This is a genomic window from Rothia terrae, assembly GCF_012396615.1.
GTDB lineage: Bacteria > Actinomycetota > Actinomycetes > Actinomycetales > Micrococcaceae > Rothia > Rothia terrae.
On sequence record NZ_JAAXPV010000002.1, the window covers coordinates 76,976 to 99,343 of the forward strand.

20 protein-coding genes are annotated in these 22,368 nt (G+C 49.3%); 12 read left to right on the top strand and 8 right to left on the bottom strand.

What is annotated here, in order from left to right; all coding sequences use genetic code 11:
* The first annotated feature begins 33 nt into the window (after positions 1 to 33).
* The 5 genes from HF984_RS01505 (at position 34) to HF984_RS01525 (ending at position 6,275) form a co-directional block, all read left to right on the top strand.
* Positions 34 to 1,512: an LCP family protein gene (locus HF984_RS01505; protein WP_168613917.1), complete on the top strand. Its 1,479-nt coding sequence runs from the start codon at positions 34 to 36 to the stop codon at positions 1,510 to 1,512.
* A gap of 238 nt (positions 1,513 to 1,750) precedes the next feature.
* On the top strand, positions 1,751 to 3,496 hold the full coding sequence (leuA, locus tag HF984_RS01510) for a 2-isopropylmalate synthase (protein WP_168613918.1): 1,746 nt from the start codon (positions 1,751 to 1,753) through the stop codon (positions 3,494 to 3,496).
* A 102-nt stretch (positions 3,497 to 3,598) separates the two neighbouring features.
* Positions 3,599 to 4,372: a DNA repair protein RecO gene (recO, locus tag HF984_RS01515; RefSeq protein ID WP_168613919.1), complete on the top strand. Its 774-nt coding sequence runs from the start codon at positions 3,599 to 3,601 to the stop codon at positions 4,370 to 4,372.
* Positions 4,362 to 5,135 carry an isoprenyl transferase gene (locus HF984_RS01520; protein ID WP_168613920.1) on the top strand — a complete coding sequence of 258 codons (774 nt, stop codon included), beginning with the start codon at positions 4,362 to 4,364 and terminating at the stop codon, positions 5,133 to 5,135. The genes recO and HF984_RS01520 overlap by 11 nt, the downstream gene beginning before the upstream one ends.
* 54 nt (positions 5,136 to 5,189) lie before the next feature.
* Complete coding sequence (locus tag HF984_RS01525; protein ID WP_168613921.1) at positions 5,190 to 6,275, top strand: quinone-dependent dihydroorotate dehydrogenase; 1,086 nt, start codon at positions 5,190 to 5,192, stop codon at positions 6,273 to 6,275.
* A 58-nt stretch (positions 6,276 to 6,333) separates the two neighbouring features.
* Here HF984_RS01525 and HF984_RS01530 read toward each other — a convergent pair whose 3' ends face one another.
* The gene (locus tag HF984_RS01530; protein ID WP_228008027.1) at positions 6,334 to 7,002 is read right to left on the bottom strand and encodes a DUF3043 domain-containing protein; all 669 of its coding nucleotides are present in this window, start codon (positions 7,000 to 7,002) and stop codon (positions 6,334 to 6,336) included.
* A 55-nt stretch (positions 7,003 to 7,057) separates the two neighbouring features.
* Between HF984_RS01530 and HF984_RS01535 the strand changes: the two genes are divergently transcribed.
* From HF984_RS01535 to HF984_RS01555, 5 genes are all read left to right on the top strand, one after another.
* The gene (locus tag HF984_RS01535) at positions 7,058 to 8,458 is read left to right on the top strand and encodes a M20/M25/M40 family metallo-hydrolase (RefSeq protein ID WP_168613922.1); all 1,401 of its coding nucleotides are present in this window, start codon (positions 7,058 to 7,060) and stop codon (positions 8,456 to 8,458) included.
* Between the two features lie 121 nt (positions 8,459 to 8,579).
* Positions 8,580 to 8,933 carry a HesB/IscA family protein gene (locus HF984_RS01540; RefSeq protein ID WP_168613923.1) on the top strand — a complete coding sequence of 118 codons (354 nt, stop codon included), beginning with the start codon at positions 8,580 to 8,582 and terminating at the stop codon, positions 8,931 to 8,933.
* 238 nt (positions 8,934 to 9,171) lie between these two features.
* Positions 9,172 to 10,041 carry an aa3-type cytochrome oxidase subunit II gene (gene ctaC, locus HF984_RS01545; RefSeq protein WP_168613924.1) on the top strand — a complete coding sequence of 290 codons (870 nt, stop codon included), beginning with the start codon at positions 9,172 to 9,174 and terminating at the stop codon, positions 10,039 to 10,041.
* 10 nt (positions 10,042 to 10,051) lie between these two features.
* Positions 10,052 to 11,761, top strand: coding sequence for an aa3-type cytochrome oxidase subunit I (gene ctaD, locus HF984_RS01550; RefSeq protein WP_168613925.1), 1,710 nt, complete (start codon positions 10,052 to 10,054; stop codon positions 11,759 to 11,761).
* Positions 11,762 to 11,765: 4 nt separating this feature from the next.
* Positions 11,766 to 12,167 carry a cytochrome c oxidase subunit 4 gene (locus HF984_RS01555; protein ID WP_168613926.1) on the top strand — a complete coding sequence of 134 codons (402 nt, stop codon included), beginning with the start codon at positions 11,766 to 11,768 and terminating at the stop codon, positions 12,165 to 12,167.
* Between the two features lie 1,336 nt (positions 12,168 to 13,503).
* Here the strand turns inward: HF984_RS01555 and qcrB are convergent.
* Genes qcrB through ctaE form a run of 4 tightly spaced genes read right to left on the bottom strand, consistent with a single transcriptional unit; the run spans position 13,504 to position 17,827 of the window.
* Positions 13,504 to 15,192 (bottom strand): cytochrome bc1 complex cytochrome b subunit, encoded by a 1,689-nt coding sequence (qcrB, locus tag HF984_RS01560; protein WP_168613927.1) that lies wholly within the window; start codon positions 15,190 to 15,192, stop codon positions 13,504 to 13,506.
* Complete coding sequence (gene qcrA / locus HF984_RS01565; protein WP_168613928.1) at positions 15,192 to 16,286, bottom strand: cytochrome bc1 complex Rieske iron-sulfur subunit; 1,095 nt, start codon at positions 16,284 to 16,286, stop codon at positions 15,192 to 15,194. Before qcrA ends, qcrB begins: the two co-directional genes overlap by 1 nt.
* A gap of 53 nt (positions 16,287 to 16,339) precedes the next feature.
* The gene (gene qcrC, locus HF984_RS01570; protein WP_168613929.1) at positions 16,340 to 17,134 is read right to left on the bottom strand and encodes a cytochrome bc1 complex diheme cytochrome c subunit; all 795 of its coding nucleotides are present in this window, start codon (positions 17,132 to 17,134) and stop codon (positions 16,340 to 16,342) included.
* A 54-nt stretch (positions 17,135 to 17,188) separates the two neighbouring features.
* Positions 17,189 to 17,827, bottom strand: a complete 639-nt coding sequence (gene ctaE, locus HF984_RS01575) for an aa3-type cytochrome oxidase subunit III (RefSeq protein ID WP_168613930.1) — start codon at positions 17,825 to 17,827, stop codon at positions 17,189 to 17,191.
* 196 nt (positions 17,828 to 18,023) lie between these two features.
* Here ctaE and trpD point away from each other — a divergent pair, with 196 nt between their 5' ends.
* Complete coding sequence (gene trpD / locus HF984_RS01580; RefSeq protein WP_168613931.1) at positions 18,024 to 19,070, top strand: anthranilate phosphoribosyltransferase; 1,047 nt, start codon at positions 18,024 to 18,026, stop codon at positions 19,068 to 19,070.
* A 42-nt stretch (positions 19,071 to 19,112) separates the two neighbouring features.
* On the opposite strand, the gene HF984_RS01585 is transcribed toward trpD, so the two are convergent.
* The gene (locus tag HF984_RS01585; RefSeq protein ID WP_168613932.1) at positions 19,113 to 19,460 is read right to left on the bottom strand and encodes a DUF3054 domain-containing protein; all 348 of its coding nucleotides are present in this window, start codon (positions 19,458 to 19,460) and stop codon (positions 19,113 to 19,115) included.
* Positions 19,461 to 20,002: 542 nt separating this feature from the next.
* Here HF984_RS01585 and HF984_RS01590 point away from each other — a divergent pair.
* Positions 20,003 to 20,341 (top strand): RNA polymerase-binding protein RbpA, encoded by a 339-nt coding sequence (locus HF984_RS01590; RefSeq protein WP_168613933.1) that lies wholly within the window; start codon positions 20,003 to 20,005, stop codon positions 20,339 to 20,341.
* 90 nt (positions 20,342 to 20,431) lie between these two features.
* Here HF984_RS01590 and HF984_RS01595 read toward each other — a convergent pair whose 3' ends face one another.
* Positions 20,432 to 21,166: a polyprenol monophosphomannose synthase gene (locus HF984_RS01595; RefSeq protein WP_168613934.1), complete on the bottom strand. Its 735-nt coding sequence runs from the start codon at positions 21,164 to 21,166 to the stop codon at positions 20,432 to 20,434.
* Positions 21,167 to 21,279: 113 nt separating this feature from the next.
* Positions 21,280 to 22,350, bottom strand: a complete 1,071-nt coding sequence (locus tag HF984_RS01600; RefSeq protein WP_168613935.1) for an amidohydrolase family protein — start codon at positions 22,348 to 22,350, stop codon at positions 21,280 to 21,282.
* Between the last annotated feature and the right edge of the window lie 18 nt (positions 22,351 to 22,368).

A 22,368-nucleotide genomic window follows, 5' to 3' on the forward strand; every position in this document is an offset into this window, starting at 1 on the left:
CATCCGTTTGAAGTGAGTTAAGAAAGTTCGTTGATGGCATCTCATAAAACCTCTGACACAGGTCTGCTCAGCGCTGGTCGTCATATGCAAAACCAGGCGGTGCGTTCCCACCGATACCGCTGGTTAGCGCTTGCTGTAGCGTCGATGCTAGTTTTTGTAGTAGCGCTGTCCGGCTTTATTTTTATGCGCCTTCAGAACAACGTGCATACCGCAAGCCTAAATCTGGGAGAAGCTAGTTCTCAGCTTGAAAATGGAGCTCTTGACATTCTTTTGATCGGCTCCGACACTCGAGCTGGTTCTAATTCAAATTATGGGGATGCATCTGACCAAGCCTCCGGTGCTCGTTCAGATGTGATGATGCTGATTCAAATCAGTGCAGACCGTCAGAACATCACTTCTCTATCGTTCCCGCGCGATTTGATGGTAGATATTCCAAAGTGCACGGACCCTGAAACTGGAACTGTGTATCCCGCAACTGAGGCTACTCAAATTAATGAGTCGCTCACTCGAGGTGGCCCGGGCTGCACCGTAGCCACAATTTCACAGATCACCGGAGTGAATATTGATCACTTCATGCTGGTGGATTTCAACGCGGTAAAAGAGCTCAGCAAAGTTGTTGGTGGCGTCGAAGTATGTGTCAATGAGCCTATCGACGATTCATATTCCGGTCTGAAATTGCCGGCGGGTACCTCATCGGTTGAAGGTGAGCAGGCCTTAGCGTTTCTGCGTTCACGACACGGTTTTGGCGATGGTTCCGACACCGGTCGCATCAAGGCTCAGCAGGGGTTTCTAGCAGCTCTTCTGCGTAAGGTACAAGCCGAAGGAACCCTTACCAACCCGGGCGGGGTAGTCAACATTGCAGAGGCGATTACTCAGAATGTAACGGTTGACGAGGGTCTTACCAGCATCAAAACCCTTGCCGGTTTAGGAAGTATCTTTGGGCAGGTCGATCTCAGCAAAGTTGTATTTGCGACAGTTCCTACCGAGCCCTATGATCTCGATGCTAATAAGCTGCAGATTTCAGCCGATGCGGATACCGTTTTCAAACGTTTGCAAGACGACAAGAGCTTAGTTGAAGAACAGCCAGCGGAGCCCGCCGCAAGTTCCTCGTCTGCATCTGTGTCCACTCCTACTGAGGAGCAAATTCAATACTACACAACAGCGCATGTTACCGTTTTGAACGGTTCGGGCAAAGATAACCGCGATCAGGATATTTCAAAGATCGTGAAGGATTTGGGATATACCTCTGTATCTTCCACCCAGGCGGATAGCCAATACTCTGCCTCAGCTCTGTACTTCCAGCCCGGGTACGACAATGAAGCTCAGCAGATTGCTGACAAGCTGGGTATCAAGGAAGTAGCTGAATCGGCAGCAGTTACTGGCATTCAGGTTATTGTTGGTACTGACTTTACTGACGGTGAAAAGGTCGGCAATAATTCAACCGAGATTGCCGGCGGAGCCAGCGGCCAAACAGCAGATCAGCAAACCTGTCAGCAGGCATTTGCTTACTAAAATCCACAGAGGGTGAGGACATAAGTCCTCACCCTCTCTCTGTTCAAATATTGAGAATTCCGGAAGCTCATCTTTTGCCGGCCAGATTTTCTGATACGTTGAGAATGTGAACTCGGTTATACATTTGCTGTTGCTTATGAGCCGCAACGAGGTCTGAATACCAGGTCGTCTCTCGTTGCGGTGTTCGTCGTACACGACCACGTTCACACATTAAAGATTTTTAGGTGGAAGGAACATCATGACCAACGCACAAAAGCCTTCATCCATGCCTTTTCACAAGTATCGCTCGTTTCAAGAGCAAATTAAGGTTTCGCTGCCTGACCGCACCTGGCCAAATAACGTCATCACTAAAGCTCCGCAGTGGTGCGCAGTAGACCTTCGTGACGGCAATCAGGCGCTGATCGACCCCATGGATACTGACCGCAAACTGGCGATGTTCCATCTATTGGTCAAGATGGGTTATAAAGAAATTGAAGTAGGTTTTCCATCGGCATCACAGACTGACTTCAATTTTGTGCGTACGTTAATTGAAGAAAACCATATTCCTTCAGACGTCAAAATTCAGGTGCTGACTCAGGCGCGAGAACATCTGATTCAGCGAACTTTTGAAGCCATTGAAGGCGCTCCTCAGGCGATTGTTCATTTCTATAACTCAACTTCAATTTTGCAGCGGAAGGTTGTCTTCCGTCAGGACGAAGACGGTATCTTGGACATCGCGCTCTCCGGTGCTCGTTTGTGCATGAAGTACGAAGAGCAGATGGTATCTGACACAAAAATTACCTATGAGTACTCACCTGAATCTTTCACCGGCACAGAACTCGAATTTGCTGTTCGCGTGTGCAACGCTGTTACCGATGAGCTGAAGATTGGCGAAAACCGTAAGGTTATCATCAACCTTCCAGCCACCGTTGAGATGGCAACCCCCAACGTATATGCGGATTCAATTGAATGGATGAACCGTCACCTGACCAATCGTGAACATGTTATTCTGTCCCTGCATCCACATAATGACCGCGGCACGGGCGTTGCGGCTGCTGAATTAGGCTACATCGCAGGAGCCGACCGAATTGAAGGTTGCCTGTTTGGCAACGGCGAGCGCACCGGCAATGTTGACCTCGTAACTCTCGGCTTGAACCTCTACACTCAGGGTATCGACCCGGAAATCGATTTTTCTAACATCGATGAGATTCGTCGCACCGTCGAATACGCTAACCAACTGAAGGTTCATGAACGTTCGCCATACGGCGGCGATTTGGTGTTTACAGCTTTCTCAGGTTCGCATCAGGACGCTATTAAAAAGGGTTTTGAGGCGATGGAAGCTGAAGCGGCTCAAACCGGTAAAACCATTGATGAGTTGGCTTGGGCTGTTCCGTATTTGCCGATTGATCCTAAGGACTTGGGTCGTAACTATGAGGCTGTTATTCGTGTGAATTCTCAGTCAGGCAAGGGCGGCGTCGCGTACCTGCTCAAGCGCGATTATGGCCTGGATTTGCCGCGTCGTGCTCAGGTCGAGTTCTCACAGGTGGTTCAGGCACGCACCGATAGCGGCGGTGGAGAGATTAGCAGTGAAAACCTGTGGAAGGTCTTCACTGATGAGTATTTGCCATCCCAGGGTGACGATGGTCGCTGGGGTAAATACCGTCTCGATTCCATCAATATTGATTCAAAGGATAATGGCGATACCTTCTTGAAGGTCGGTCTCATTATCGATGGCAAGAGAGGTGAACGCACCGGACGCGGTAACGGACCTATCGATGCGATGCAGAACATTCTGTCTGCAGAGGGTATTGACGTTCGTTTGCTTGATTACTCAGAACATACGCTGGCAGCCAGCTCCAATGCGCAAGCTGCAAGCTTTATTGAAGCAGCTGTAGGTAGTCGTGTTCTGTGGGGTATCGGTATTGATAACTCGACAACACGAGCATCCCTCAAAGCAATGGTGAGTGCCGTTAATCGCGCGCTACGCGATTCTGAAATTGCATAATTTCATCACTGAGATAAGAGACCGGGAGCAGATGTGAAAATATTAGCTCCCGGTTTTCGCTTGTACCCAGTTGAGCTTTCTCGGTAAGGAATAATAATAAGTGTGAGTTCATCAGCACTTTCCACAAAGTCCCATAAGGATATTGCGATCGTTCTCAGAACCCAACCATTGGGGGAGGCCGATCGCATCATTATTTTGTTCACCCGTGAACGCGGTATTGTTCATGCCGTCGCTAAGGGGATAAGACGAAGCAGCTCGAAATTCGGTGCGCGCCTAGAGCCCTTCATGCTGATAGACGTTTCACTCGTAGCCGGTAAAAATTTAGAGACAGTTTCGCAAGTTCAAACTCGTCGTGCTTATACTTCGTCCATTATGGGTGATTATTCTGCCTACTTGACGGGTCTGGCACTGGTTGAAATCACTGAACAATTATCGGTGTATGACGCGGAAACTTACACAGAGAGCTTCAATTTACTGGCTGGTGCCCTGTCAGCTATCGCAAGAAATGTCCATCAGCCCATTGATGTACTCAATTCATTCATTTCGCGAATGATGCGCTTATCGGGCTGGGACATACAGGTGTATCAGTGCTCTGTGTGCGGACGCCAGGAAGATATCAATTACTTCTCAGCAAGTTCTAGTGGTATCTGCACTTCGTGCGCCTCAATGGTGGGCGAGAAGCTGTTGGCTTTTTCCGATGACGTAAAATCTTATATTGATGATGTTTCATCTGGGCGATGGGAACAGGTTGATTCTCAGATACAGCAGAGCATCAAGCTACGTTCGTTGGAGTTATTAACGCGGTATCTCCAATGGCACGTAGAAAAACCCATCAGATCGATTGAAGTAGCGCTGAAGGATTTTCATGCCAGTTAAACCCTATGCACACCCTAACGGAGCTGTCGCTCCGGCTATTCCCACTCAGTTTGTTCCACGACACGTGGCTGTTGTTATGGACGGTAATGGGCGCTGGGCTAATCAGCGTGGCTTGCCTCGCAACGAAGGCCACCGTGCGGGGGAGGCGGCATTACTCGATGTTGTTGCTGGCGCCATTGAAATGGGAATCGACTGTGTAAGCGCGTACGCATTTTCCACAGAGAACTGGAAGCGTTCCATTGACGAAGTCAGCTTCATTATGAAGTTTTCAGTGGATGTTTTAGACCGCCAGCTGGAGACGTTGAATAACTGGGGCGTGCGCATCCGTTGGGCAGGCCGACGTCCTAAACTATGGAAGTCTGTGATTAAACGCCTCGAAGAGTGCGAAGAAGCAACTAAGAACAACACAGTCTGCACACTGGTGATGTGTGTTAACTATGGTGGACGGGCGGAAATAGCTGACGCTGCAGCAGCGCTTGCTCAGGATGTTGCTGACGGCAAACTGAAGTCCACATCTATCAATGAGAAGGTATTTCAAAAATACCTTGATGAACCTGACCTACCCGATGTTGATTTGTTTCTACGCACCAGTGGAGAGCAACGATTCTCTAATTTCTTGCTCTGGCAAAGCGCATACGCAGAGATGGTATTCATGAATGTTCTATGGCCAGACGTTGATCGTACAACTTTGTGGAAAGCTGTAGAAGAATACGCGTTGCGTGACAGGCGCTACGGTGGCGCGGTCGATAAAATTAGTAAGTAGAAACCGCGTCAAGGTTTTGATATCGCACCCCATACCTTCGTGTTAGGCAACGTTATGCGCATTTACCCTACTCTTTTCAAACTGGTCTTTACGCCGATGGATCCCGAAAAAGCTCACCACGTGGGTTTCTGGGGTGTTAACACACTTCGCAAAACCGGTGTCAGCAATATTGGCCGCAAGGTTCTAGCGCCGCATCCCTCATTGAAGACCACTGTGATGGGTCTGGACTTTCCCTCGCCCTTTGGTCTTGCCGCTGGGTTTGATAAGACCGGAGCGGGCATCGCAGCATTAGCTAATCTTGGCTTTGGCCATATTGAGGTGGGTACCGTGACGGGGCAAGCTCAGCCGGGCAATCCTCAACCGCGTCTTTTCCGTTTGGTCGAAGATAAGGCTGTCATCAACCGTATGGGATTTAATAATGACGGTGCTGCTACGGTAGGCCCGCGAGTGGCAGCTGCTCGCGCTGATTTTGATCATGAATACGCAGGCAAGACGCGTCCTATCATCGGCGTCAACATTGGTAAGACTAAAGTTGTCGAGTTCGATCAGGCTATTGAGGATTATCTCGTTAGTACTCGCACTTTAGCGCCGCAGGCAGACTACCTTGCAGTCAATGTCAGCTCACCTAACACTCCGGGTCTTCGTGATCTACAGGCTGTTGAGACGCTTCGTCCCTTGCTAAAGGCAGTTCGCGAAGAGGCAGATCGTGTAGTGACCGATCGTAGGGTGCCTCTAACTGTAAAGATTGCCCCCGATTTGGCTGATGAGGATATTGTCGAAGTAGCCAAGATGGCTATAGAGCTTGGTCTTGACGGCATCATCGCTACCAATACGACCATCGCGCGTGAAGGCCTGGGCCTGACCTCAGATATGAATAAGGTTCATGAGATAGGTGCTGGCGGATTGTCAGGAGTACCGGTAGCACGCCGTTCCCTCGAAGTTCTCAAACTGCTCAAAAGCACTGTGGGGGACCAGCTCGCTCTTATCTCCGTAGGTGGTGTAACTACCGGACGCGACGTTCAAGAACGTTTGGATGCTGGAGCTGATTTAGTCCAGGGCTACACCGCTTTTCTCTATGAGGGACCGTTATGGGCACATCACATCAACCGGGAGCTTCTTAAAATACGTAAAGGTGCATAGCTAATACAACAAAAGGGTGAGTAAGCATTTGCTTACTCACCCTTAGCTTTTATCAAATCTATGCTGGGTACTGGCCGCGCTTAACCTGAGGCTTAGGAAGGCGCAGACGTCGAATCATGAGAACTCGGTTCATGGTGTACATTCCTGAACCGGGCTCAACCTCACCAAACTTAGCAATAAGGCGTTTTTTAATCTTCCGCCATACATACCAGGTATCGAGTACCCACAGCAGGATGATAATCCACATGATGGCAGTCGCAATCAACTGGTAGCGTGCAACGAAAAGAGTTACGAAGAAAACCGCAACCAATGCGATGAGCACAAAGTCACCGACATTGTAACGGGCATCCACAAAATCACGAATGAAACGACGCTGAGGACCGCGATCACGCAGAGGCAGATATCGCTCATCGCCGGTCTGCAGAGCTCGTTGTTCACGCGCACGATTTTCGCGTGCTATCTTACGTTCTTCTTCTTTAGCAGCCTTACGGTCTTCGGGCACCAAGGGCTGACGACGCGCAGCTTGCTGTTCCTTACGCGAGGGGGTAGGACGTCCCTTAGGTTGCGTAGTCTTTTTCGATTTAGTTTCCTTAGCAACCTTGGGGCTGGTCTTAACATCGTCCCTTGCCGGCGCTTTAACTAACTTTGAAGGTTCTTGCGAGGGAGCTTTCACAGAGCCACGGGTTGATGGCTGTCCCTGAGTCTTATCTTTATTACGTCCAAACACTATTCAAGAATATCGAAGATATGAGATTGATGTGTATCGAGAGTAGTCTAAAGATATGAATATCTCACCAGAATTTGATTTTTCGAACCCTCCGCAGTTGGCTCAGAAAGTAAGCGACAATTTGGATATCGCAATGAAGCGACTGTCTGATTTGGTAGCGATTCCCTCCATTGCGTGGGAAGCTTTTGACCGGACTCAGGTGCATAAAAGCGCAGAAAAAGTTAAAGAGCTGGCTTTGGAAGTCGGGTTTGAGAGCGCAGAAATCCTGACAGCTACTTATGGCCAAGACGCCAAAGAGGGCATGCCTGCGGTAGTAGCTCATAAGCCCGCTAAACCGGGGTATCCCACAGTTCTTCTGTATGCTCATCACGATGTTCAACCGGTCGGTGATGAAAACGAATGGGAAACTAAGCCGTTTGAAGCTACACAGGTAGGGGATAGGCTCTTCGGCCGCGGTGCGGCAGATGACAAGGCAGGTGTGGTTGCACATCTCACTGCATTTGAAACTGTCAAAGAAGCGATGGGAGCTGACTTTAATGCCGGCGTCACTCTTTTCATCGAAGGTGAAGAAGAAGCTGGTTCACCCAGTTTCGCGTCGTTCTTAGAAACCTACAGCGATAAGCTGCAGTCGGATGTCATCGTTGTAGCTGATTCTACAAACTGGCAGAAGGGTGTACCTGCGCTGACCACCAGTCTCCGAGGTGTCGCTAGCGGTGAAATTAGTGTTCGAGTTGCAGATCATGACGTTCATTCAGGGATGTTTGGTGGCCCGTTATTGGATGCGCACACTGTCATGGTTCGCGCTTTAGCGTCACTCCATGACTCTAAAGGTAAAGTTGCAGTTGAAGGTTTAGTGCGTGGATCTGAACCAGAAGTTGAATACACTGAAGAGAATTTCCGTACTGACTCTGGAATCCTCAACTCAATGCGCCTTGCAGGAGAAGGCTCGCTCTCATCACGCCTGTGGACGCAGCCAGCAATCTCAATTATCGGCATGAACATTGCTGATGTTGATAGGGCATCGAATACTATTGCGTCACGTTCGACTGCAAAAATTAGCGTTCGTCTCGCTCCAGGCAGTAATCCGCAAGAGGCTCACCAAGCTCTTGAGAAGCATTTCAAAAACCTCGATTTATGGGGTGCTGAAATCAGTTACAGCGCGGATGATTCCGGTCTTCCCTTTAGCACCGATACCTCTTCAACGGGCGCTCAGTTAGCTCTGCGTTCATTTGAAACAGCATGGGGTGTTACCCCCGTGAGCACCGGCCTAGGCGGCTCAATTCCCTTCATTGCCGACCTGAAGGAAGTCTTCCCCACTGCAGAAATCCTTATCACCGGAATTGAAGACCCCGATACTCGGGCACACAGTGCGAATGAATCCCTGTACGTTCCCGATTTTGAGAAAGCGATAGTTGCTGAAGCGTTGATGTTAAGCGCATTGAGCCGTAACAGCTAAATCACCCGCACGGGGCTATGCGGTAGCGGAATAAATCAAACCCGCATAAAGTTAACTCCGGTAGCAATATTAAATTTTTAGGTAGGCTCGTTGCTTACCTGCTGAGAGAAAGGAGCTACATATGACTGATGTAGCTACTGAACTTCCAACCCACGGCGTCAACCTCACCGATGTTGCAGCAACTAAAGTACGCACTTTACTGGAGCAAGAAGGACGCACTGACTTGCGTCTTCGCGTAGCGGTCCAGCCCGGTGGCTGCTCCGGTCTGATCTACCAGCTGTACTTTGATGAACGTGTACTTGATGGTGACGCAACACGCGATTTCGACGGCGTGGAAGTTATCGTCGATCGTATGAGCGTACCTTACCTCGAAGGCTCAACCATCGACTTTGAAGACACCATTGAAAAACAGGGTTTCTCAATTGATAACCCCAATGCGCAGGGATCATGCGCATGTGGTGATTCATTCCACTAAATCATCGCTTGATTAAAACGAACTTGTGGGGGAGCAACCTAGTTGCGACCCCACAAGTTCGTTAAAAATCAATATTTTTAAGAAATACTTTGAAATGACACGAGGTTTGCATGACAGAGTGTCACCACAATGAATGAAATACGGGTAAGCTCGTATTCGAAAGTATTTAAATCTTGTGCTAATACTGTCCACACGCAGTATTCCAAGAACACGCACACCGCAAAAGGAAGGGCCGTCTGTGAGTTCGCAGCATCGAACCAGCAGCCGCAAGCTGAAGGGTCTGAAGATTTCATCAGTTACCCTGGCTTCCGCATTGTTTCTGACTGGATGTTCAGATCAAGCAAAGGTGGGTTGGCTGCCCACCCATCGAGGTGTGACCGATAATGCTGACCTCATCATGGATCTTTGGATCGGTTCATGGGTCGCAGCATTGATCGTTGGTCTCATTACTTGGGGCCTCATGCTATGGTGCTTCATTGCATACCGTCGCCGTAAAAACGAAATCGGTTACCCTCGCCAGCTGGCATACCATGCACCGCTGGAAATTTTTTACACCATTGCTCCCATCATCTTGATTGTGAGCCTCTTCAGCTTCTCCGATACAGCTGAACGTGCGATTACCGCACCTAAGGCTGATCAGGCAGATGTAACTGTCGAGGTCTACGGCAAGCAGTGGGCATGGGATTTCAACTACCTCGATGAAAATGTTTATTCATCAGGTGTTCAGGCTCGTTTGGATAAGCAGGGCGACGAAGGTGTTGAAGAAACCCTTCCCACTCTGTACCTGCCTGTTAACTCGACTGTTGACCTGCAGCTCAAGACCCGCGACGTCATCCACTCATTCTGGGTTCCCGCGTTCCTTGAAAAGCGCGATACTATCCCCGGTCAGACCAACCACATGTACTTCACCACGCATGAAGAAGGCTTCTACGCTGGCAAATGTGCTGAGCTCTGCGGCGAGTACCACTCCGAGATGCTGTTCAATGTTGCAGTTGTATCTCAGGAAGAATACGACCAGCAGATGAAGGCTCTGGCTGATGAGGGTAACACGGGTCGTTTGGGCGAGGAATTCAACCGCAACCCGAACCTTAACGTTATGGACAAGTAAGGGGGAACACATGTCAACTTTTGAGTATTCAGCTGAGGGCACCAGCCCTGTAGTATCACGTGTGGTACCTAAGTCCAAGGGACGCATCATCGTCAACTGGCTTACCTCCACCGACCACAAGACCATCGGGTACATGTACCTGATTGCCGCTTTCATCTTCTTCTGCTTCGCAGGTGTTATGGCACTTGTGATGCGACTTGAGCTCTTTGAACCCGGTATGCAGGTTCTGCACACCAAAGAACAGTTCAACCAGCTCTTCACCATGCACGGCACCTTGATGTTGCTGATGTTCGGTACACCTTTGTTCACTGCATTTGCAAACATTCTTGTTCCTTTGCAGATCGGTGCACCTGACGTTGCATTCCCTCGCCTTAACGCTCTGGCGTTCTGGTTCTTCCTGTTCGGTTCATTTATTGCAATCGCAGGCTTCATTACCCCTCAGGGTGCTGCATCATTCGGCTGGTTCGCTTATGCGCCCCTGAACAGCACCACTTACTCACCTTCAGTAGGTGGCGATCTCTGGGTATTCGGCCTAGCTCTACAGGGCTTCGGCACCATCATGGGTGGCGTCAACTTCTTGACCACCATCCTTTGTATGCGTGCACCGGGTATGACCATGTGGCGTATGCCGGTCTTCACCTGGACCACTCTCATTACCTCAATCTTGATCATCATGATCTTCCCCCCGTTGGCATCTGCACTCTTCGCATTGGGTATGGATCGTCGTTTGGGTGGACATATCTTTGATCCTGAAAACGGTGGCGCAGTTCTGTGGCAGCACCTATTCTGGTTCTTTGGTCACCCCGAGGTTTATGTCTTGGCTTTGCCCTTCTTCGGCATCGTTTCTGAAATTATTCCTGTCTTCTCACGTAAGCCCATCTTTGGCTACAAGGGTCTTGTTTTTGCGACCATCGCAATTGCAGCTCTTTCAGTAACCGTTTGGGCTCACCACATGTACGTAACCGGCGCAGTTATGTTGCCGTTCTTCTCGTTCATGACCATGATGATTGGCGTTCCGACCGGTGTGAAGTTCTTCAACTGGATCGGTACCATGTGGCAGGGTTCAATCACTTTTGAGACTCCTCTCCTGTGGGTTATCGGCTTCTTGATTACCTTCCTCTTCGGCGGTATCACCGGTATCATCCTCGCGACTCCGCCGCTGGACTTCCACCTATCAGATTCCTACTTTGTGGTTGCTCACTTCCACTACGTAATCTTCGGTACCATCGTGTTCGGTATGTTCGCAGGTCTGTACTTCTGGTGGCCTAAATTCACCGGTAAGATGCTCAACGAGCGCATCGGCAAGATTCACTTCTGGTTGCTCTTCATTGGCTTCCATATGACCTTCTTGGTACAGCACTGGCTCGGTGTCGATGGTATGCCCCGTCGTTACGCGGACTACATGCCCGAAGATGGATTCACCTGGATGAACCAGCTCTCAACCGTAGGCTCAATGATTCTTGCAGTTTCAATGATTCCTTGGTTCTGGAACGTTTACACCACTAGCCGCAATGGCAAGAAGGTAGAAGTTGACGATCCTTGGGGCTTCGGCGGTTCGCTGGAGTGGGCAACCTCTTGCCCGCCTCCTCGCCACAACTTCACCGCTCTGCCTCGCATCCGTTCAGAGCGTCCGGCGTTGGACCTGCACCATCCTGAATTGTCAACCAACCATGACGTAGCTGCTGCAGCTCGTCGTGCAGTAGCAGACGTAAGGGCATAACCTCATGAAACTTCTTGCAAAGATTTTCGGTTTGATTGGTGTCTTCTTGATTCCCGTAGGCATTGTTTACGGTTTCATGACACACTTCAAGGAATGGGCTGGTTTCCCTGCAATTCTCGCAACTGCAGTAATGTGTCTCTTCCTCTGGTGGTTCCTTGGATTCACTGACAAGATGCATCCTGATCAGCCGTACGAAAACCTCGACGGTGAAATCTCAGATGCAGCAGGAGCATACGGTTTCTACTCACCGTGGTCATGGTGGCCGCTAGCACTTGGTACCGTTGCAGCTATCGCAGTTGTAGGTATCGCTATTGCACCATGGGTCACTCTGTTGGCCATTCCTGTTGCACTGGCTGCACTCGTTGGTTGGGTCTACGAATACAACCGTGGTAACCACGCTCACTAATTGAGTAAGCAGGCATAAGTCGTTCAGGCGGATACAGATTATTCTGTATCCGCCTGAATTTGTTTAAGCTGGCAGTTCCTTGCCCAATCTCCGTTAACAACAGCAATAGTAGGTGCCCGGCTGCAGCGTGTCTACAACACTACGAGCATATTTTGGGTCTCTATCAACACCGCGGCTTTTAGCAAAACAATCTTTATTCAGCGCAACAAAGCGTCCAGAATATACAGCGGTTTTGAACACGCTCAATGACTCTAAACTCTACTCAGCGATCCAAGATAGAACACTGAGCATTTGCGGTGCTGAGCAACAGAACAACAATGCCAATATCAATAAAAAGTCATTGGTGACCAGGGATATCACGAGAATTTTTATGGTGCGGCTGTGAGGGCTATGCCAAAGCCTTTTATTCCTGGTGCACGTGGGTTTGAGGGACACAAGCAAAACTAGCCTCGTCTGGCTAGATTGAGCAATAGTTGCAGCCTCTTGCAGGCAGATTGATGGTTGCGAGGTTGTCCTTACTACCGCCAAGTGGCTATAAAGCGATAGAGAGTATAAATTTTATGGCCCGATGCGACTGCTCTGCCTTAACGCATCATGGCGCAGGCCGAGTCTGTCTAAACGCACGAAAGTTACCAGTTTCCTTCTGCTATCTTTCAGAGGATCATATCGGCTTCGTAGGGGAGCACCCAGACGAGTAACAAAGTAATTTGGGTTCGGATCTGTTTTCCGTCAGCTTCAGGAAAACTGGCCGATCGAAATCACGCTGACTATAATCGTGTATTCATCTCAAGAATCTTGGTGCTGTATCTATTCTGATTTCTACTTTTAAGGCGTGCGCTGATATGAAGAGATACTTCACTAGGGCTGTATGAACAATCTCGCAGCCAATAGATCATCCCTATAGGTTCATGCGCTCAATCGATCTAGATTGCTAGGCCCCAAAACATTCTCACTCTTTAGACTAAATCTTCGTTCTAAGGGCCTAAATACCAGATATCAGTGGGGCAATCGAACTGATGATGTATTTACCTTCTGAAATGGCTTTGTACGGCTTTAACAGGCTATTAGTCCATACTGGGTGAGTCTAACCCGCCCGACCTCTGACAGAATAATCTGCTAAGACTGCAAATGTGTAAACGATCAGTTCGAGTTTCGTTGACCTGTTGCACCGATGATGACCATAGGAATAGCTCAAGGCTTGTCGACATCTTCGGACCATTTCACTACATTCAATCCATCTCACCAAACGACACCATCGTTTGTTGCTTAGAAGCAACAAAAAGGAGGACCCCTCGGCGAGGGATCCTCCTTTTAAGAACTATCTCTAACTTTAGATTTAGTTGTGTGAGTGGCCGCCAAGGGAGCCAGTAGGCTTGGGACCAGCTTCAACAGCTTCGGTACCGTGACCGTGATGGTGCGCAGCTTCGAGCTCAGCGGGGCTGACAGGAGCTACACGATCTTCAAAGAACCACTTTGAGATGCGAGCGCGGATCTTCTCAGCACCGGTAATTTTGCCCTTAGCATTAGGCTGTGCAGCCAAAGGCTCAGGTGATTCGAAAGAAACGAGCTTATAACGGTGGTACTCATCCAACGGCTTGTGAACTTCAATAAATTCGCCGTGGGGGAGCTGAACAACGTTACCGGTTTCGATACCGTGCAATACCAGTTCACGATCCTTGCGCTGCAGAGACAGGCAAATACGGCGAACGATAATGAACGCAATAATCGGACCGAAGAACCACAGGAAGCGCAATACGTAAGCCACATCGTTCAGCGAAACGTGGAAGTGAGTCGCAATCAAGTCAGAGCTTGCTGCAATCATCATCACTGAGTAGTAAACGATGCCTGCTGCGCCAGCTGCGGTACGGAACGGAGCGTTACGCGGACGATCAAGAATGTTGTGAACTCGATTGTCCTTGGTAACCCAACGTTCAATCCAGGGCCAAGTGAACATGAACAACACGAGGACGCCTGCGAGCATGAAGGGCAACAGAACTGCTAATACGAAGGTGTGGTTGAAAAGATCAATCTTCCATGACCAGGGGAATGAACCGGGCCACAGGCGCAAGGCGCCATCGCCGAAGCCTACGTACCAGTCAGGCTGAGTACCGGCCTGAACGGGTGAAGGATCGTAAGGACCGTAGTTCCAAATCGCATTGATGGTGAAAGTTGCACCAAGGAACGCAATAATACCGAACACGATGAAGAAGAAACCGCCAGCCTTAGCTGCATAGACGGGACCTACAGGGAAGCCCACAACGTTGTCCTCAGTGCGGCCGGGGCCAGGGTACTGAGTGTGCTTGTGAACAACCACCATGAACAGGTGAATAGCCATAAGCAACAGCAACAGTGCAGGAATCACCATGATGTGAATCGAGTACAAACGGCTGATCAACAGGGTACCGGGGAACTCGCCACCGAAGAAGAACATCGAGAGGTAAGTACCTACAAGAGGAATAGCCTTCATGATGCCGTCCACAATACGCAGACCGTTACCTGAAAGAACGTCATCGGGGAGTGAGTAACCGGTGAAGCCAGCAAAAATGCCGAGCAACCAGAGGCAGCAACCTACTACCCAGTTGAGTTCACGAGGACGACGGAATGCGCCGGTGAAGAATACGCGGAGCATGTGGATCGTCAGTGCAGTCATAAACAGCAACGCTGCCCAGTGGTGAATCTGGCGCAGCAACAAACCGCCACGAACATCAAATGAAATATCCAAAGCTGAGCTATAAGCTGCAGACATATGGACACCCTTGAGAGGCAAATAAGTACCATCGTAGGTTACTGATGCCATCGAGGGGTTGAACCACAGGGTCAAGAAAGTACCCGAGAGGATCAGAATGATGAGGCTGTACATTGCAACCTCACCGAACATAAAGGTCCAGTGATCGGGGAAAATCTTGCGTCCGAATTCACGAACGATACCTGACATACCTACGCGGGTATCAACGAAGTTAGTGATTTTACCGGTAGTAGTGCGTGCCTGGTAGTTATTTTCGGTCTCAATAACGTGGTGTGCCATTAGTTAGCCTCACCTGCCATTTCGTTAACGTGCTTAGCACGTTCCCAGTATGCAGGGCCGACGGGCTCATGGAAGTCGCTCTGAGCAACCAAGTAACCTTCTTCATCCACAGCAATGGGAAGCTGGGGCAAAGGATGCGCAGCAGGTCCGAAAATAACTTCGCACTCATTTGCAGCGTCAAAGGTTGACTGGTGGCAAGGGCACAACAGGTGGTGCGTACGCTGCTCGTAAAGAGCAATGGGGCAACCAACGTGAGTACATACCTTGGAGAACGCCAAGATGCCGTCAACGTTCCAGTCCTTGCGGTCCTCTGAGATGTTGAGTTCTGCAGGGTTAATACGCATCAGAAGAACTACAGCCTTAGCCTTTTCTTCAACGTAGCCGGTTTCGTGAGTCAGTGACTGCAGGTTTTCAGGTAGGACGTGGTATGCCGAACCGATGGTAACGTCTGCAGCCTTAATCGGGGTACCTGAGGGATCACGAACCAGTCGTACACCCTGATCCCACAAAGTGTGCTTCAGAAGTGAAGGATTAGCAGGACCCAAGTCGCGGAACAAGGTAACAAAAGTCAGCGGTGCAAGAATGATTGAACCGATCAAAGTGTTACGCAACAGCGGGCGACGCTTGATGCCCGACTCGTCAATAATGGTTTCCATGATGTCCTGTGCCTCTGCGCGGGACTCTTCAGAAGAAACCGGGTGACGCATTTCGACCATTTCATGGTCGGGCATCAACGCGCGTGCCCAGTGAACAATACCGATACCGATACCGAACATTGAAAGAGCAATGCCAAGACCCAAGAAAAGATTCTGCAAGCGAAGCAGGTGGTTATTCTCAGGGTTGGTTACATCGTAGAAGTTGCCCTCTACGCGAATGCCAAAGTAAGCAAACCAGAAAAGCAAAGCGCCAAGAATCGAAATCACGAAAAGAAGCGTGACGTGGCGTTCTGCCTTTTTGTTCTGCTTAGGATCCACGTCGGTTAGACGCGGGGAGTGCGGAGGCAGTCCCGGATCAGGGAACTTCTCCTTACTTGCCTCAAGAGAGGTAACTGCAACTGAAGAAACTTCTTCAGTGCTGTCACGATGGTTACCCATGTGATGCCTCAAATCTTCCTAGAACTAGTCAAATATTGTGTGTGCTTACCGAACTATGCTGAACGTGAGGTCAGCCAGATGGTGAAGGCGATTACGATGCCAAGACCCAAGGTCCAAATCAAAAGACCTTCAGAAACGGGGCCAAGTGATCCAAGCTTAAAACCACCGGGGGATTCATTAACTTCCTGAGCCTTCAGGTAAGTAATAACATCGCGCTTTTCTTCAGGGGTGATGTTCGCATCGTTGAAGACCGGCATGTTCTGAGGACCAGTCTCCATTGCCTCATAAATGTGCTTTTCTGAGACGCCCATGAGGGTAGGAGCCCACTTACCACGGGTAAGTGCACCACCAGCACCTGCTGCGTTGTGGCACATTGCGCAGTTAGCCAAGAAGACCTTGGCACCATTGGCTGCATCGCCCTTCGTAACATCAAGGTGCTCATCTTCAGGAACAGTAGGACCAGCGCCAAGAGATGCAACGTATGCAGCAAGCTGATGAGTCTGTTCATCGTTAAACTGTCGCGGCTTAACCTGAGCCTGGGTGCCCTGCATCTGCATAGGCATACGGCCGGTTCCTACCTGGAAGTCAACAGCAGCAGCGCCAACACCAACAAGTGAAGGACCGTCGACGGTGCCTTCAGCGTTGAGACCGTGGCAGGTCGCGCAGTTCGAAACGAACAGCTTCTGACCTTCTTCGATATCAGATGCAGTGTAAGTAGTGCTGGATGCTGCCTGTGCCTGGTTGCTTGCGGTTGCTACTGCATAAAGACCGCCAGTGAGGATCAGAGCAATAGCCAACAACACGACAGCTGCAAGCGGATGGCGCCGCTTTTGAGAAAGTGCCTTCACGTGTTTTCCTTAGTGTGTGCTTATAAAGCTGAATTTAAAGTTTCACTTCGAGGTTTACTTCAAGAAGTAAACGACGGCGAACAGAATAATCCAAACGACGTCAACGAAGTGCCAGTAGTAAGAAACAACGATTGCTGAAGTTGCTTCGTAGTGGCCAAATCGCTTAGCCAAGTAAGCGCGTCCAATAATGAACAAGAAAGCCACAAGACCACCGGTCACGTGAAGTGCGTGGAATCCGGTGGTGATATAGAAGGCTGAACCATATGCGCTAGAAGCGATGGTTACACCTTCTGAAACGAGGTTTGCGTATTCGAAAGCCTGAACTGAAACAAAGAACGCACCCATGATGAAGGTCAAAATAAACCATTCAACCATGCCCCACTCCTTGATATTGAAGAGTGAGCCGGTGCGGCGAGGCTTCAATTGCTCAGCCTTGAATACACCAAACTGGCAGGTAACCGAGCTCAAAACGAGCACGATGGTGTTACCGAGTGCCATCGGAACTTCAAGGTGGTGCACATTTTCTGCCCAAATATCTGGGCGTGCAGCACGAAGCGTAAAGTACATTGCGAATAGTCCGGCAAAGAACATGAGCTCTGACGCCAACCAAACAACGGTGCCTACTGATACAACGTTGGGTCGGTTCAAAGTCACGGGGGCGGACTTACTGGGTGTATGGGTTGCAGTTGTCACATAGACATTATGTCTATAAAACTTCGCATGAACCAATAGGTTGAGGGGTGTTGCAGGGGGTGTGTTGCATTAAACCCCGAATTATCGGTCTTTTTTGGACAAATTGTGACATTTCTTTTACACGTGAACATCACCTACTGTTCACATTGCGCCGCGAGTTAGATTGTCGGGGGAGCGGCGTCATACAATCAGCTACATGACTTCACATGAACCCTTGAGCTGGAAACTGTTACTTAATGATCTAGTGGCCCGCAAAGATCTCACCGATGAGCAGGTTGCTTGGGCCATGGACCAAATCATGTCAGGCGAGACATCAGAGGCTGTTACAGGCGCTTTTCTAGTGGCTCTCCATGTAAAAGGTGAGACCCCAGCAGAACTTAACGCTCTTGCTCAAGGAATGTTGGAGAAATCTGAAAATATTCAAATCACCCGTGACGCTGTGGATATCGTTGGCACTGGCGGGGATATGCAAAACACGGTCAACATATCGACCATGGCCTCACTCGTGATCGCTGGCGCTGGGGTTCCCGTTATCAAGCATGGAAATAGATCTTCAAGTTCATCTTCAGGTTCAGCTGATGTACTTGAAAAATTGGGTGTTAATCTCCAGACGCCCATTGTCGATGTCGCTGAATGCGTCAATAATTCAGGTATTACGTTTCTGTTTGCGCAAGTTTTTCACCCATCCATGAAACATGTAGCACCGGTACGCAAAGCACTGGGCGTTCCAACGGCATTTAACTACCTCGGGCCTATGACTAACCCTGCCCGCGTCCGAGCTTCGGCTATCGGTGTAGCGGACGGCGAAATGGCCGAGAAAATTGCCGAAGTTTTTGCCTCACGCGGTGACCATGCTTTGATTTTTAGAGGCAGCGACGGACTGGATGAAATCACCATAACGGGGGAGTCAACCGTGTGGGAGACTAATGATTTCGCCATTGAAAAATACACTGTTTCTCCGACAGATTTTGATATGCCGCTCGGGTCTATCGATGATTTACGCGGGGGAGACGCCACCCATAACGCTCAAGTAGTACTTGATACTCTCAATGGGCAACCAGGCTTCATTAGAAATGCTGTACTGCTCAATGCGGCAGCAGCTATTGTTGCTTTTGAAGATGCGACGACAGATCCATTCCAGCAGCGTTTCCAGAAAGCAATTGACCGAGCCAAGGACTCAATAGATTCCGGCAAGGCTCTAGCGACTCTCAACAGCTGGGTACAATTCAGCAACAAATCATAGACTAAAACCCTCATCCTTAAAGTAAAGGTTGAGGGTTTTTGTTTAATAAATGCTCTTTCTAAGAAGCAATCGCCAGATGCCACAGAATATCAGCAAGGCAATGGCGGTCACTATATAAAAAGAAACAGCAAAGCCGCCGCCAAAGGCAACACGCAAAATCATTCCCAGATTCAAGGTAAATAGCCACACAATCAGACCTTGCACCATGAGATTTCGAGTCAAATAACGACCAACGATAAAACCGATAAGAGTTGCCACTAAGAACGGCGCAGCGGTCGAAAGGACGCCTAACGCCGTCAAGCCGTGCTGATGAGACATCCGTCCGATGAGCGCAAAGATAGTCACCGCTATAAGGTCAAGGGCAAGGTAGGAAAAAGGAATTCTCTTCATATCTTTACTTTACAGAATTCCAACTCCGAAGAATCGTTGTCAGATCTATGGTGGGCATCAAAAACTCAGCACGCAGGAGAGTGTTTTTAGAACTACTTTACATAATATAGATTATCGGCGTTCTATAAATACCTACGAACGGAAGGTTTTTGCCGATGACTACAATGTTTTTCTAATTGTTTTGCAGACGGCAATCGTTCATCATCACACCTTTGATAGTTTCTAGAACCTGAGTAAAGCCTCGGCACAGTTATTCCACCACTGAGACTCGCTGGAGTATCTGCCAAATTCAAACTCAAGTCGTGCATTGTTTCAAGTAGCTCTTAGAGCTGCATCCACTACCGGCGGCACTGACATCGCCACAACTTCCGCCTTGTTAACACAAGTCACCCAACTAGACCCGCCAATCGCAGCTTTACCAACCGCCATGTCCGCCCGATATAGCTATAATGGTTGTTTAGCAATTCTTCAACCACTCGGAATAAATACGATTACGCTGTGGTTATAGCTTTCGAATCTAATCTTCTGTGGAAGGAAAATGCATGAGTGATCGCAGCCTGCGCGGTATGCGCCTTGGCTCACAGTCAATGGAAACTGAAGCCGGCGTTGAACCCGCACCTCGCCAGCGAATTGAGTACCGCACCGAGGACGGCGAACGCGTCTTTGTAACTTTTGCTCAAGAAGCTGAAGTCCCCACTACATGGACCGCTAAGTCCGGTAAAGAAGCACGCATCGTCAACGGTGACTCTCAGCAGGAAGAAGCTACCGATAAGCCTGCACGTACCCACTGGGATATGTTGATGGAGCGTCGCTCAATGGAAGAACTCGAAGAAACTTTGCAGAAGCGCCTCGAAATCTACCGCGAGCGTCATTCTCTCTAAACCTTGGTTTTACAACAAGAGGGGCCCTGAACTCTAAAGTTCAGGGCCCCTCTTGGCTTAACTCCCCCACTGGTGGGTCGGAGCTCGTGCTTATTTCTTAAATTTTGCTCGCAGGTTATTTGCACGACCGGTCAGACCCCAGCGAGTTACCTTGGTCATGGAGTCAAGGATGATGTTTCCGTCCATTTTTGAATCGCCAATTTCGCGTTCTACAAAGGTAATCGGTACTTCGGTAATTTTCAGTCCGGCCTGCTCTGAACGCCATGCCAAGTCAACCTGGAAAACGTAACCCTTAGAGTCGATCCCGTCCAAATTGAGCTTCTGAAGAGCTTCACGGCGGTATGCACGATATCCTGCGGTAATATCCTTGATTTTGGTACCCAAGATTAAGCGGGTGTAAAGGTTTGCACCGCGAGAAAGAATCTGACGGTGAGCTGGCCAGTTCTTGGTCTTACCACCGGGAACATACCGTGAACCAATAGCGAGTTCTGCGCCGTTCTCAATAGCTTCAATAAGTAAAGGAAGCTGTTCCGGCTGGTGAGAGCAGTCGGCGTCCATCTCAACCAACACATCGTAGTTATTAGTTAGACCCCAATCAAAGCCGGCCAAGTACGCTCCGCCGAGACCGTCTTTTACCTTGCGGTGCAACACGTGGATTGCAGAATCTTCAGCAGCCATTGAATCAGCAAGTTCACCTGTACCGTCGGGGCTACTGTCGTCCACAACTAGGATGTCGCTGTCTGGAACGGCTGCGCGTAGACGAGAAACTACCACTGGTAGATTGTCTTTCTCGTTATAGGTCGGGATAACCGTCAGAACACGCATATAAATCTCCTACTAGCAGCTTTTGAGCTACGCGTTTAAATATCAGAGTTCTAGTATAAAGCACTAGTTATCAATCGCTTGTTTAAAGATTGAATAACTAGGCATAATACTGATTATTTACGTACAAATATGGGGGTAGAGCTACGGTATGTTGTCGCACATTGCGGGTAGGTATCTCCGTCAAGTGTCGGCAACAACGGTGTGCGGGCACGTGGATCAGTGCTCCATGCGGCAACGCGTTCATCAGCGGTTTGAACCATCAAGGAATCGAAATACCACAGTGCGAAATCTGCGTTACCTCCGGGCACCAATTGTCCCTGGGTAGGCTCAGCAAAGCCAAGTCCGCGCCAGGCACCTCGCGTTTGCGAGTTGAAAGCTGCGCGAGCTGAAATATTGTCTGATGAGTTCTGGCGATGTACCGCTAACGTCGTCAGTTCCCAACCCCACAGTTTTTGGGTGGGTTGAGTTGAAGAGCCGATATAGGTGGCAACACCGGCTTTGATGGCCGATGCTAGTGATGCAGACGTTGTGTTAAGATCGTCTACAAACCCTATGCTGATATTGAGCTTTTCAATACGGTTCAGCTGCGCTTGGGTGACTTCAAGTACTCCATCGAGACGGACCCCTGCTCGTAACCTTTTCAACGGACTTTCTGCGTTTAGTGCCTCAATGATCGCCAGAGTAGACTCAATGAGGTCCTCTGAACTTGCATCGAATGCAACCTTGAGTCCCGCATCCACGGCCTTTGAGACCAATACGGAAGCTTCTGTCTGACCGGCATCTACTAAGACTCCGTATGCACCTAAATTTTTAAGATGCTCAACTTTGCTCTCACGTTGGATGCGAACATACGGATACAGGGAAAGTCCCGAAATTTTTGATGCCTCTTTGAGTAGGTCCTCTCCGATAAAAATCGTACCGGCGACATAGCCATGAGCTGGTAGCTGTTCCTCAAGATTCTGCAATTCCTGAAGGGAGTCGACCGTGACTCCCCCAACAACAAAACCCGGTGTTATCAGAAGACCGTTGAGATCCTGAGATTCCATAGAGTCATCCATAATTGATTCTGCACCGGCATCGGACCCAACCCATTCAACTTTTTCTCCGTTGGCTACCAACGAGGTCGCAAAGGGATCTGCAGGACTGTAGACAGAACCGTTGGAAAATACCTGTACCTTTGTCACGTTAATTCTCCTTTTCTA